Annotated in this window: 5 protein-coding genes; 3 read left to right on the forward strand and 2 right to left on the reverse strand. The window is 66.2% G+C overall.

The window, feature by feature from the left end; all coding sequences use genetic code 11:
• Nucleotides 1-235 precede the first annotated feature (235 nt).
• Nucleotides 236-5,044 (forward strand): beta strand repeat-containing protein, encoded by a 4,809-nt coding sequence (locus OJ996_RS22065; protein WP_264515865.1) that lies wholly within the window; start codon nucleotides 236-238, stop codon nucleotides 5,042-5,044.
• Nucleotides 5,045-5,519: 475 nt separating this feature from the next.
• On the opposite strand, the gene truA is transcribed toward OJ996_RS22065, so the two are convergent.
• Together truA and OJ996_RS22075 are read right to left on the reverse strand one after the other, a co-directional pair.
• Nucleotides 5,520-6,293, reverse strand: a complete 774-nt coding sequence (gene truA, locus OJ996_RS22070) for a tRNA pseudouridine(38-40) synthase TruA (RefSeq protein ID WP_264515866.1) — start codon at nucleotides 6,291-6,293, stop codon at nucleotides 5,520-5,522.
• 54 nt (nucleotides 6,294-6,347) lie between these two features.
• Nucleotides 6,348-7,676, reverse strand: a complete 1,329-nt coding sequence (locus OJ996_RS22075; protein WP_264515867.1) for a hypothetical protein — start codon at nucleotides 7,674-7,676, stop codon at nucleotides 6,348-6,350.
• A gap of 388 nt (nucleotides 7,677-8,064) precedes the next feature.
• Between OJ996_RS22075 and OJ996_RS22080 the strand changes: the two genes are divergently transcribed.
• Complete coding sequence (locus OJ996_RS22080; RefSeq protein ID WP_264515868.1) at nucleotides 8,065-12,876, forward strand: RCC1 domain-containing protein; 4,812 nt, start codon at nucleotides 8,065-8,067, stop codon at nucleotides 12,874-12,876.
• 309 nt (nucleotides 12,877-13,185) lie between these two features.
• Nucleotides 13,186-13,590, forward strand: coding sequence for a hypothetical protein (locus tag OJ996_RS22085; protein WP_264515869.1), 405 nt, complete (start codon nucleotides 13,186-13,188; stop codon nucleotides 13,588-13,590).
• Nucleotides 13,591-13,642 lie beyond the last annotated feature (52 nt).

The raw sequence follows: 13,642 nt of genomic DNA on the forward strand, positions 1-13,642 counted from the left end.
GATGAAACCCACTCTGCCGCAAAAGGTAGCGGAGGTGATTCGTGCTTCCGGCGGGGCAGACCATCCCGGAGACGAGCACGGGGTTCCTTCCCGATGATTCCCCCAGCCGGAACGACGAAGCCGTCCCGCTACCATCGAGCCCACCACCGCCGCTTGGAATCTTGCGCGGATTTTCCCCCACCTCCCGGGCCGAATCCCCTTCCCCGCACCGGAGATATACCATTGTCTCCGCGTCATGATCCTCCGCCCCCTGCCCCTATCCCGGCTCAGCCTATGTCTCGCCAGCCTGGCCATCCCGCCGCTGATGAGCTCCGCGCACGCCGCCAGCCTGCACTGGGATGGCGGCTCCACCGGACCGGATGCCGAGGGCGGCGCGGGCACCTGGAGCACCGCCACGGATGTCTTCAACTGGGACAGCGCCGCCACCGCCGGTAGCGATGTGGCATGGACGGATGGCTCGGACGCCGTCTTCGGCGGCAGCGGCGGCGCGGTCACGGTCTCCGGCACGGTCAGCGCCACCTCGCTGAACTTCGCCGCGGCAGGCTACTCCACCACCGGCGGCACTATCGCCCTCACCGGCACCCCGCTCATCGATGTCGCGGGGAATGATGTCACCCTCGGCTCGGTCCTCTCCGGCTCCGCCGCGATCCGCAAGACCGGCACCGGCACCCTCACGCTCTCCGCCTACAATACATTCTCCGGACAGCTCACCATCGAGCAAGGCACGGTGAAGACCTCTGGCAGCGGCCGCATGGGAGGCACCACGAATGGCACCGTGGTGCTGCCGGGTGCCACCTTCGACGTGAATGGAAACTACCACGAGGGCGAACTCTTCACCATCTCCGGCGCCGGTGTGAACGGCGCGGGCGCGATCGTGAACACCGGCCCTAACAATTCCGAGGCGGTGCGGCAGGTGGCACTGGCCGGGCCAGCCACCGTGGGCGGCACCGCCCGCTGGGATATCCGCCGGCTGAGCAGTGTGGGCTTCTTCACCATGGGTGGCCACACGCTCACGAAGACCGGGCCCGCAAGCGTCCATCTCGTAAGCATCACCGTGGGTAGCCCGGGGAATATCGATATCCAGCAGGGCAGCTTCTGGGTGGAGTCCAGCACCTCGCTGGGCGGCAGCGCCGCGAACAAGATGACCGTGCGCAGCGGCGCCGCCCTCAGGCAGTGGGATAACGCGGTGGCCCAGAATTGGACTGCGGACTTCGAGCCCGGGAGCAGTTGGATCGTGGATTACCGGAACTCCCGTTGGGCTGGTCCCGTCATCCTGAACGGCGCGACCACCTTCGACATGACCCGGGAGTGGAACCCCATCGGAGTGCTCACCACGAGCGGCGTGATCAGCGGCGCAGGCTCGCTGCGCAAGGTCGGCCCCGGCACCTTGGAACTCGCCGCGGCGAATACCTATACCGGCGGTACCACCGTGGATGCGGGCACGCTGGTGCTGAATGCCGCGGGCTTCTCCGGTATCGGCGCGCTGCGCGGGCCGCTCACGGTGAATGCCGGTGCCACGCTCAACCTGCCGGTGCAGGATTCGCTCGGCTACGTGGGCGGCCTGCGGGTCAGCGAGCTGAATATCAACGGCGGCCTGGTGGACCTGCCCCTGGTGGAGAACGAAGGCGTGCCGGTGGCGAACTACAACCGCGTCCCGGCCCTGAACTTCAGCGGCGGCATGCTCCGCACCAATGGCGGCGAGAATGCCGCCGACGCCATCAACTACTACCTGCTGGCGAATGACGGCGTGCTGAACAGCCTGCCCGCAGCGGACACCGCGGTGCTCTCCGGTCGCCTGCAACTGGGCACGGGCGTTGCGATCTACCGCTCGCACATCCATGTGGAAAAGGGTGATGCCGCCGAGGGCCTGCGCATCGATGCCGCCATCACCGGCAGCAATCCTTCCTCCGGCTTCCGCAAGGATGGCGATGGCCTGATGGTGCTGAACGGCCCGGCCGTCTATCCGGGCCTGACGCAGGTGGAGGATGGCACGCTTCTGTTAGGCCAAGATGGCGAGCTGCCCGCATCCACGCTGCAGGTGGAGGATGGTGGCGGCTTCGGCGTGAAGACACCGGGCAAGACCTTGGCCGCCATCACGGCGCAGGATGGCAGCACGCTGATCCTCCCGGCCGTGGCGGACGCCACCACCACGGTGAGCGGCGCACTGGATCTCACCAGCGGCAGCATCGCCATCGCCCCGGTGCTGGGTGCGGATACCGCGGCGGGCACGTACGATCTCATCACGGCGGGCAGCATCACCGGCAGCGGCATCCCGGTGCTGGATCTCTCCGCCGCCTACGGCCCCACCCGCGCCAGCGGCAGCGTGGCGGTGAATGGCAACAAGCTGCAGCTCACCGTGACCGGCACCGGCGCGGATCTGCTCTGGAACAATGCCTCCGCCGGCGGCGTGGCGAATGGCACCTGGAATGCCACACTGGCGAACTTCTCCAGCGGCACGGGCAACGAGGCCTTCCAAGCCTTCGACTCCGTGACCTTCCCGGATGGCGCGGGCGGCACGCGGACCATCGCGCTGGAAGGCCTGCTCGCCCCGGCACGGCTCACGGTGGATAACTCCGCCACGAACTATGTCTTCAGCTCCAGCGGCGCGCTGGCGGGCGCGGGCTCGCTGGTGAAGACCGGCAGCGGCACTCTCACCCTGGCCGGGCCTAACAGCTACACGATGACCGGCCCCATCACCGCCGCGGGCGGGGTGCTGGACTTCGGGCACAAGACGATCACCGCCGCCGGTCTCACGCTGGCAGGCGGGCAATTCAACAACGCCACGGCGCGGCTCGCCGCGATCGACCTGCAGGCCGGCAGCAGCAATGCACGCCTGATCTCCACCGCCCCCTGGCGGAAGACGACAGCCGGCGACGTGAGCCTGACCAATGCCAACGCGATGAGCGCGCCTGGTAGCGTGGAGGCGGGCACCCTCTTCGTGGGGAATCCCGCCGCACCGGACACCACCGCCACGCTCGGCGGTAGCGCACTGATCGGGATCGCGACCGGCGCCCGCGTGGTCTACAGCCACGGCGAGGGCACCCCGGTGATGCCGCACTCCTTCAGCGGCGGCGGCGAATTGCACCTCGTGGGGGTGAAGAGTTCGACCAACGTCCTCACGCAGTTCCAGCTTACCGGGGATAACCGCGCCCATACCGGCCCGCTGACGCTGACGAATGCGCGGATCACGGCGGAGAACGGCACGGAGATCGGCAGCGGTCCGCTGCGGATTGATGGCCGCGCCTCCGTCACGATCAAGAATCGCACGCTGGCAAACGCCATCGACGTGGCGGCCGGCGGGACCTGGAGCAATGGCTCCGGGGCCAGCGCGGGACTCAGCCTCACCAATGTCACGCTGAGCGGCCCGATCACGGTGCGGGACGGCATGACCTTCTCGTTCAGCTCCGCGGCTTCGTCGCGGAATGCGATCAGCGGCCCGATCGCGGGCGTGGGGCCGGCAGGCTTGCTCTACTTCAGCGGCAGCAGTAACAGCGAGATGCTGATCTCCGGCGCGACCGGCTACACGGGATTCATCGCGACCGCCGGGACGGGCTCGACACTGCGGTTGAACGGCAGCACGGCTGCTACGACAGTTACCGTAGGTAGCAATACCGCGCTCGCGGGCAGCGGCACGATCGGCAGCGGCGGCGCGCTCACGTTCAACAACCTTGGGACCCTCAAGACGGGCATGGCTGGCAGCGCCCTGACGGTGAATGGGGATGTGACTCTGGCCGCCTCGACCAAGGTCGCCCTGGAGCCCGGCCCGGGTACCGTGCTGGACGGACCGGTCACGATCCTGAACTACACCGGCACGCTCAACGGCACCACGGCGAACCTGGCCATGGATACCCCGGCCCATTACCGCAAGGCGGTATTCGCCATCGAACCCGGAAGGATCACCCTGGATGTGGGTGTGAAGGAGCTGGACTGGAAAGGCAGTTCCGGTGCCGCGTGGCAGTTGCAGGGGCAGCCGGTCTGGTCGAGCGGCATCAGCAGCGTGATCTTTTGCCGCGGAGATCATGTCCGCTTCGCGGACCGGGTGGGACTCAATGTCATCACCATCGGCGGGACTTCGGCGGTCCAGCCCTCTTCGGTCCTGGTGAATAACAGCCTGTCCGAATACCGGATCCCGAACATCATCGAAGGCGGTGCCACCTTCACGAAGGCTGGCAATGGCAAGCTGGTGCGCTCCGGCATCAGCACCTACAGCGGCGGCACCACCGTGAATGGCGGCGTGCTGGATGCCAGCGCCCAATCGCTGGGCACCGGCCCCGTGCTGGTGAATGCCGGCGGCACGCTGGCTGGAGATGCGGTCATCCCGGGAGCGGTCACCATCCATGGCACGGTGGATCCCGCTTCATCCGTCGCGATCTATCCTCCCGTTATCCAGACCGGCCCGCTCGTGCTGACCGGCACCTACCGCTGCCAGCTGGACACGACCACGAATGACCGCCTGACCGTCACGGGCGATTTGAACCTCACCGGTTCGACCTTGGTGGTGGAGCCCGTCTTCAATTCCGCCAGCGCGCCGGAGAATTTCACCATCGCCAGCTACACCGGAAATCTCACCGGCAGCTTCGCCACCGTCAGCGGCATGCCGGCCGGATACGCACTGAAAGTCCAGCCGGAGCAGAAGCGCATCGTGATCGCGCTCAGCGTCGTCGCGGATTGGGCCGCGGGCTATCCCGGCCTGGCCGACACCACTCCCGATGGCGACCCGGATCGCGACGGGATGACGAACCTCATGGAATACACGCTGGCCGGCGACCCCGGCGTGCCGGACGCCTCCAAGCTACCGCTGCAGACGCTCACGGAAGATTCGCTGATCATCCGCTACAGGCGGAACGATCTCTCCAGGGATACCACCACGCAGACCATCCAGTGGGGCAGCAGCCTGGGCACATGGAGCGAGATCCCCGTGACCCTCGCCAGCTCCCCGAACGTGCAAGTGGTGGAGAACGGCAGCGCGCCGGATGACATCACCGTGACCATCCCCCGCGTCCCCGGGAAGATGTTCGCCCGCTTGAAGGTCGTGGAGAAGTGAGCGGATAAGGAGCAGCGACATTCCTGCCGTCGGGGTGGATCCACCGTAGCGGAAGCACTCTCGTGCTTCCGGCGGCTCGCGTCTCCCCGCACATCGCCATGGGAATCTCTCTCGAATCCTCCCCCAGCCGGAACGACGAAATCATCCCGCTACCTTGGACGCCTACTCCCCGCCCCGGAGGGGCATCGGAACTTAGCCGGTCGGCAAGCGCAGCGCAGCCACCGGTTAGGCCCGTCGAGTGATTGGCGTCCCGGAGGGCCGCCGGAAATCCCCGGTTCACCCCCAGCACTCACCACAGCTCCCGCGGCCCTCCGGGACGCCGATCCTTCCTCCACACCTACCGGTGGTTTCACCACCGGCTTAGTTCCGATGCCCCTCCGGGGCGAAGCATCCCAGCTTCCGCCATCACGCACATCACCGACACATCATCCCTCCCGCCGCGCTCCAGCGCCCACTCCGCTTGATGCTTGGAAGATCAGCGATGGGTTACTTCCCCATACTCCACCCTTTCCAAAAACAAACCATCCGGCGGCGCACAGAAGGGCGACTTGCCGCCGGGCAAGCCCTTCGCCTGATCCAGATACCCCGCCACCTGCGCCAGGCCGATGCGTCCCTGCGCGGCTTGGATCGCCGTGCCTGTTAGAAGCCGCACCATTTTGTACAGGAAGCCATCGCCGGAGTAAGTGATCCGCCAGCCCCACTCCAGCGGAGCGAGCTCCACCGCTGTCACCGTGCGCACGTAGCTCGTCTCCTCCGTCTCGTAACCACGCTTCGCGCCGAAGGCCTCGAAGTCGTGCCGCCCGATGAAAAGGTCCAGCGCCTCCCGCAGCGTGTAGGGATCCAGCTGCCGCGGCAGGTGCCAGGCCAGCCCTGCGCGGAAGGGCGTGAGCACCGGCTCCGTGGAGATGTCGTAGCGATAGGTCTTCCCCGTGGCCCCGTAGCGCGCGTGGAACTCCGCCGGCACCTCCTCGCAGCTCATGATGCGGATGCAGTGCGGCAGCTTCGTATTCAGCGCCGGCACCCAGTTGAAGGGATTCATCGTCAGCTCCTCCGGCGCCTCGAAGTGCGCGATCTGCCCCAGCGCGTGCACCCCGGCATCCGTGCGACCGGAGCCGTGCAGGCGCACCGGCTGCTTCGCCGTCTCCGCGATCGCCTTCTCGATGAAGTCCTGGACCGTATTCCCCTCCGGCTGCGACTGCCAGCCCGCGAGCGTCCGGCCATCGTAAGCGATCGTCAATTTCAAGCGCACGCGCGGAGCGTGGCGGGCCAAGAGCCAAGAGCCAAGAGCCAAGAGACGGGGGCTTCAGCGCAGATCCGGCAGCGGAGCCGGGGGCAGCACATTCTCTTCTCCCTTTGCTGCTTCCTCTTCCTCGCCGGGCATCACCACCCGCTCGCCCGCCATCACTGCATTCGCCGCTTGTCGCACCTCTTCCGAGATCAGCGGCGAGTTGATCAGATGCGCCAAGGCGGGCCCCGGGAGCGGAGGACCGCCACGCGTCAGCCGCTGCATCACCGCATAGTCGCGCTTCTGCGGATCCGGGATCATTGCCAGCATCCGGTCCGTCGCCGCCAGATCTCTCATCGAGTCCTCATAAATCGCCGACATGAAGATCACCTGCTTGTCCCGGCCCTCCGGCTGCCATGCCTCCAGCCAAGGCATCGCCTTCTCCGCGTCCGCCCGGATCCAATCGTCGATCACCCGGGTGTAAGCGGAGTCGAGCGAATCCTCCAGGGCCCCCGCCATCCACGCGAAGGCCGCATCCGGATCCTTGTGCGCCCAACGCGTCACCAGCGTGGCGGTGGAATCCATGAGGCCGTGCATGCTCGCCTGCCCCGGCGCGATCCCCAGCGACTCGAGCCGCTCGGCCTCCGCCGCCCAATCCGTCTCCTCTGGCAGCACCTGCACGTAGCCCAGATACGCGAAGTCCTGCGACATGGAATTCAGCCCGGGAATCACGCCGATGGCCTCCTGCGGAGATTTCTCCGCCAGCACATTGAAGAGCTGGACCGTATCCACGCCGATCAGCACCGGCTCCTGCCCGAAGAACGCCGACGACTGCCGCAAGAAATCGAGGGCCAGTGCCGGATCCGTCTTCGCGATTCCCTTCAGCATCGCACCGTAGTGCTGGCGATCGTTCCCCTTCAGCCGCTCCTTCGCCAGGTCCAGCGCCTCCTGCGGGGAGAGCAGGCCCAGCCTCTCCCACAGGATCGGCACCAGCTCCACGCGCCGCGGATGCTCGGCACCCGGCAGCAGGCCGTCTTCGGCATCGCCCGGCGCACCCGCGCCGAACTTCAGCTCGAACAAGTCCGGCTCCGCGAAGATCTGCCGCAGTTCATCCAGAGACATGGCCTGCACCACATCCCACAGATCGATATCGCCCAGCGGTTCCCGGCTCAGCAGGCGCGCGCGCATCGACTCCACCCGGTGGGAATCACCACCCTCCACACCGCGCGTGCCGCGCCGCGCCGCTGCGGATGCCTCGGCTTCTTCACCACCCCGCTCCGTCTTCGCCTTCCGCGCCTTGCCCCCCGCCGCGGCCTCCTCCGCATCCGGCATCCCGCCGGAGAACACCCACCCCGCGAGCACGCCTAACAGCCCGAGCACCGCCAAGATCGTGAGCGCCTTCTTCACCCCTGCATCATCTACAAGCCCGCCGCGGACTCAAGCTCTCCGCGAGCCGCAGGCTCCTTGGACTGCGTGCAGCCTGCTGCCGCTTTCGCGAACGCAGCCTGCTGCGGAGCACGGGCGATATTCCTCCCACCCTAGGTCATCCCCGGCCCCGGCGATACCGAACTTCTTGACCAAGCAGCTTCCGAATCACCCGACACGCTCCCGGACAGAAACCCGCGACCTTCCCCACTGCTTCACGGCAGCAGGCTGCCTGCCGAAAGCGGCAGCAGGCTGCACGCAGTCCAAGGCGGCGATGCCGCGGATCCGGGCGCAGCGTCCACCCTCCCCGTATCTCCCGAAGTTCTCACATCACCCCCGCAAAAATGCCGATCCACTCCGTGAAAATTGCGTGATCCGGCATCTTTATATTGTCTCGTATCGCGATATCCCGGAGCAGAGCGGCATGCCGTTCACTCCTCCACAGGCAGGCCCCCTCGCGCCCATCACCCGCGCCTTCCTGCTCGCCGCTCTCCTGCTGCCGCAGGCATGGGCCGCCGCGCCGCAAATCCTCACCCCGCCGCAGCCCGCGGAGATGTATTTCCGGGAAAGCGCCATTCTCTCCGTGGAAACCGCCGGCGAGGACGTGAACCTGCAATGGTACAACGGCCAAAGTGGCGACACCTCCGCCCCCATCCCCGGCGCGACCGGCCCCCTCCTCGTCAGCCAGCCGATGAGGACCAGCCATGTCTTCTGGGTCCGCGCCAGCAATGCCGACGGCCACACCGACAGCCCTGCCGTGCCGGTCACCATGCACGCTGCCCCTAAAGGCACCCTCAAGGGGATGGGCACGAATCAGAGTAACATGCTCTTCCCCAGTGGCGACAGCAAGGTGCCGAAGCCCATCATGGAGGGCGTCATCGCCATGGCAGCAGGCACCAGGCACAATCTCGTGCTCAAGGATGATTTCTCTGTTTGGGCCATGGGCGATAACAGCCAGTTCCAGATCGGCTCGAGCTCGAACGCCACCAAGCTCGTTCCCGAGAGGATCGGGGAGAACTTTGTCCACCTGGCGGCCGGTAGTGACTTCACGCTCATGATTGCCGGCAGCGGCGCGCTTTATGGCTTTGGCGTGAATGATCGCGGCCAAATCGGAACGCTCGACTGGGCCAACTTCCAGCACGGCAGTCAGATCGCCGCCGATGTGGTGGATGCCTCGGCCGGTCTCGCCCACACCGCCTACGTCACCCGCGATGGCACACTCTGGGCGCGCGGTGCCAACTCGAGCGGCCAATTGGGAGATGGCAGCACCAGCGACCGCCAAGTCTCGGTAGCGGTGGCCTCCGGCGTCGCTCGCGTCTACGCCGGTAATGGTCACACCTTCTTCCTGAAGACGGACGGAAGCCTCTGGGGCACGGGCCACAACGAATACGGGCAACTGGGAGATGGCAGCAGGACCCGTCGGCTGCTCCCTTTCCAGATCGCGCAGGGCGTCATCTCGGCTGCCTGCGGCGGCACCCAGAGCTTCTACATCACCAGCGCGAATGAGCTCTTCGGCATGGGCGCCACCGAATCACTCGGTTTGGGCGAAGACGTTCAAGAAGCCTCCCAGCCCTCCCCGGTCGCCATCGCGCCGGACGTGAAGCGCGTGGCCTGCGGCTTCCGGCACAGCCTTTTCATCACCACGGACGGCATCCTCCACACCACGGGCTTCGGCGCCTTCGGCCAGTTGGGGGATGGCACCGCCACGAAACGCTTGGCACCCGTCACCGTCGGCAAGGCGGTTGAAGCCGCGGGCGGCGAGTATCAAAGCGTCTTCATCGATGCTGCCCCGGTCATCTCCGATCAGCCGGACTCGGTGGTCGTCCGCCCGGGTAAGACCGCCGGTTTCTCCGTGCTCGCGCAGGGCTTGGGCCCGCTCAGCTATCAATGGTATCTCGGACTGCCGGGAGACACCACGCAGCCGCTGGCCGGTGCCACCACCGCAGAGTTCACCACTCCGCCCTTGCGGGCCGCCGCCTCGTATTGGGTCCGCATCACCAATCCGCACGGCTACACCGATAGTGTGCCCGCACGCGTGCTCATGTTCGCTAGGGTCACGATCAAGCCGCTGCCCAAGAAGCTGGGCGTGCCGCACCTCGGGAATGTCGTGATCAAGGCGGAAGTGACGGGTCCGGCACTCAGCTACCAATGGTATCAAGGCAAGAAGGGCAACACCTCCCAACCGGTCCCCGGCGCCACCTCCACCCTGCTCGTCACCCCGCCTCTCGCCGCCAGCACCAGCTACTGGCTGCGGGCCACGAATACCATTGGCCACGTGGACAGCGGCGCGGTCGCCGTGACCGTAGCGCCCCCGCTCCGCGGCACGCTCCACAGCACCGGTCTGAACCACGTCGGCCAACTCGGCGATGGCTCGCTCACCCGCAGCCTCAGCTACCGGCCGGTCACCCACGAGGTCTCCGCCATCGCCGCGGATCTCAACCAGAGCTTCTTCATCAAGGCGGACGGCAGCCTCTGGGGCATGGGCGAGAATACCAACGGCGAGCTAGGCGATGGCTCCACCACGGATCGCAGCCTGCCGGTCCCCCTCGGCAGCGGGATTGTAGCCGTGGCCTCCCGCAACCAGAAAACCTTCTACCTGAAGGCGGATGGCAGCCTCTGGGGCTCCGGTCGCGGGATTCCCGGATACAGCGGGCAGCTCCTCACCGCCCCCGCGAAGATCGGGGACGGCTTCGCCAGCATCCACACCGGCACCACCTTCAGCTTGGCGCTGAAGACCGACGGCACCCTGTGGGGAGAGGGCGGGGATCATACCGGTCAGCTCGGCCAAGGTGATGATGATGAAGACAACTACCCCGCCTTCATGAAAATCGCGGATGGCGTGGTGCAAGCGGCCGCAGGCACCCTGCATTCGCTTTTCATCAAGAGTGACGGCTCCCTCTGGGGTATGGGTTACAACACCGGCAGGGCACTCGGCTTGCCCGACGCGCCGGGTGCTGTGATGAGCCCCACGCAGATCGTTCCCTCCGGCGTCACCCGCATCGCCGCGGGCAGGGAAAGCCTCTTCCTGAAACAAGATGGCAGTTGCTGGGGCATGGGCGGAAACTTGAATCCCGGCGCCGAGCTACCGGCCCAGATCGCCACGAAGGTGATCGAAGTCGGGGCGGGCGAATTCCATGTCTCCTTCCTGACGGGCGACAACGAGCTGTGGGTGATCGGAGCCAATGGCCAAGGCCAGCTCGGCGACGGCACCAATACCACCCGCACGGAGCCGACCTTCATTCACGCCGCGGTGGCCGCAGCCGCAGCCGGCTACCAGCACAGCCTGATCCTCACCGGAAACCCGGTGATCCTGGAGCAGCCACTACCGGTGGCGGTGAAGAAAGGCACCCGGGCAAGCCTCTCCGCTCAAGTTGCGAGCTCCGTGCCCGTGACCTGGCAATGGTACCTCGGGGAAAGCGGCGATACCTCGCGGCCGATCCGCGGTGCCAAGAAGGCGCTCTATCGCAGCGCCGCGGTGAACGAGCCGCTTCTCGTCTGGGCTCGCGTGACGAATCGCTACGGCCACACCGATACCGTGTCCGTGCTGATCCAGCCGGTGACCAAGCCGATCATCGCCTCCATCCCATCAAACACCACGCTGCGTGAAGGCGACCATGCCGCGCTGCCCGTATCCGCAAGCGGCGGGGTGCTGACCTACACGTGGTACGAGGGAACGCCCGGGAACACCTCCCAGCCGGTCGCGACGATCGATCAGGCCACGCTCCTCAGCCGCCCGCTGCGCGCCTCCACCAGCTACTGGGTCCGAGTCTCGAATGCCGCTGGCTTCGTAAATAGCGGTGCCATCCCCATCACCGTGCTGCCGCGCGCGGCCGGCACCCTCATGACCGCCGGCCGGAACCAATACGGACAGCTCGGCAACAACAGCACCCAAGGCAGCCCCGAGCGCGTGCCAGCGGCTAGCGGAGTGGTGAAGACGGTAGCAGGCGTCTTCAACACCTACTACCTGAAGGACGACGGCACGCTCTGGGGCATGGGCTACAATCATGTGGGCCAGCTCGGCACCCAAGACATGACCACCTCGATCGTGCCGATCCAGATCGCCACGGACGTGATCGATGTGATCGCGGGAAATGTCTACCTGCTCTTCATCAAGGCGGACGGCAGCCTCTGGGGCACCGGCTTCGACAATCACGGCCAGCTCGGCCAAGGCAGCCTGACATCCCGCAGGGCACCGGTCCAGATCGCCACCAATGTGGTGCAGGCCGCTGCCGGTGAAGCTCACACCATCTTCGTGAAGTCCGATGGCACCGCATGGGCCACCGGTCGCGATACCGATGGCGAGCAAGGCAATGGTACCGACATCGCCGGGAACGTGCTCACCCCCGCGCAGATCGCCACCGGGGTGGCCGCCGCAGCAGCCGGCGAGCATCACACCCTGCTGCTGAAACACGATGGCACCCTCTGGGCCGCAGGCCTGAATAGCCAGGGCCAGCTCGGCGATGGCAGCCGCACCTCCCGCCACTCCTTCGTCCCGGTCGGCAGCGGCATCCGCGCCGTGACTTGCGGGGACATGCACACGCTGGTGCGCAAGATGGACGATAGCCTCTGGACCCTCGGGCAGACCTCCACCGAGATCGCCACCGGCGTGGAATCCATGGCCGCGGGCGTGGGCTACAGCCTCTACCTCACCCGCCAGGGCGAGCTCTATGGCTGGGGGAACAACGAGAACGGCCAGCTCGGAAACGGCAGCCTGACCTATCAGGCCACGCCCGTGCTCCTGGGCACTGCCCATGCAGTGGCCTGCGGCGACTACCACTCCGCGGTGATCGTTCAGGACGAAGCCTCGGGCGCGACCGCAAACGCCACCGGACGCGCCGGGACCATCCCGGACCCCGATGGCGATTCCGATGGCGATGGCCTGAGCAACCTGATCGAACACGCATTCGCCAGCGATTCCCTTGCCCCCGGCGTGCCGCCCTACACGCTTGCCCTGCAGACCACCGAGGCCGGATCCGCGCTGGTGCTCACGCATCGCCGTGCGATCGGTGCCGCCGTGGACTTCATCTACGAGTGGTCGGACGACCTCGCCGATTGGCAGGCCTTCACCCCGCAGCTCCAGGTGCAGCCCGTAGATGATGAGGTGGAAACCGTCATCGCCACCCGCCCCATCGCCCCCGGCGAGGCCGCCATCTTCCTCCGCGTGCGCGTGCGGGAGAAGTGAGGCAGCGCCTCCCGCGATCTACGACATCCATCGTAGCGGAAGAAACGAGGCCATGAAGCGCGAATCACTTGCCGTCATGAAAGCCCCCATACCACCGGGGATACTCCCCCATCTCTGCATTTGCCTTGAGCACCGGGCTCCATCCATGACCTCATACCTCCGATGAACCAGCTCCTTCCTTACTCCATCATCCTTGCCCTCGCTTTCGCTCCCGCTCATGCGGAACCGTCCACCAAGCTGCAGGAGCTTCAGAAAGAGCGCAGGGAGATCACCGGCAAAATCCGAAAGGCGATTCCCGATCTCGGCGCCGTGGATCCGGAGCTGAGGAAGCTTGAGCAGGCTGCGGCCAAAGCTTCCGAGGCCCATCAGCTTGCGCTCGATAAACACCCGAAACTCCAGGAGCTCAATGCCCAGATGGCCGCCGCAAACGCCAAGCTCGAGGCCGCGACCGAGGCGAAGGACGAGGCGGGCAAGGCCGCGGCAGACGAGGAAATCTCCAAGCTCGCGGACCGCCTCATGGAAACCGCGGACAAAGAGCCCGAATTGAAACGCCTCGGAACGGCCATGCACAAAGCGACGATCGCATTGATGGAGCGTGAAGACCAAGTGCGCGCAAACCATCCGCTAACCAAGGAACTCTTCGCGCGGGAAGAAGCATTGCAGCGCCAGATCGACGCCGAGTTGGAAGCACATCCGGAGTCGGAAACAGAGTGATAGGAAACTCGATATTTGCCTATCGCCCCCTCGATCCACGAAGTCCATCGCA

Source organism: Luteolibacter rhizosphaerae, from assembly GCF_025950095.1.
Classification (GTDB): domain Bacteria; phylum Verrucomicrobiota; class Verrucomicrobiia; order Verrucomicrobiales; family Akkermansiaceae; genus Haloferula; species Haloferula rhizosphaerae.

Excerpts from the sequence above, each read along its gene's own strand:
- OJ996_RS22065 (WP_264515865.1), top strand. The coding sequence starts at position 236 with ATGATCCTCCGCCCCCTGCCCCTATCCCGGCTCAGCCTATGTCTCGCC.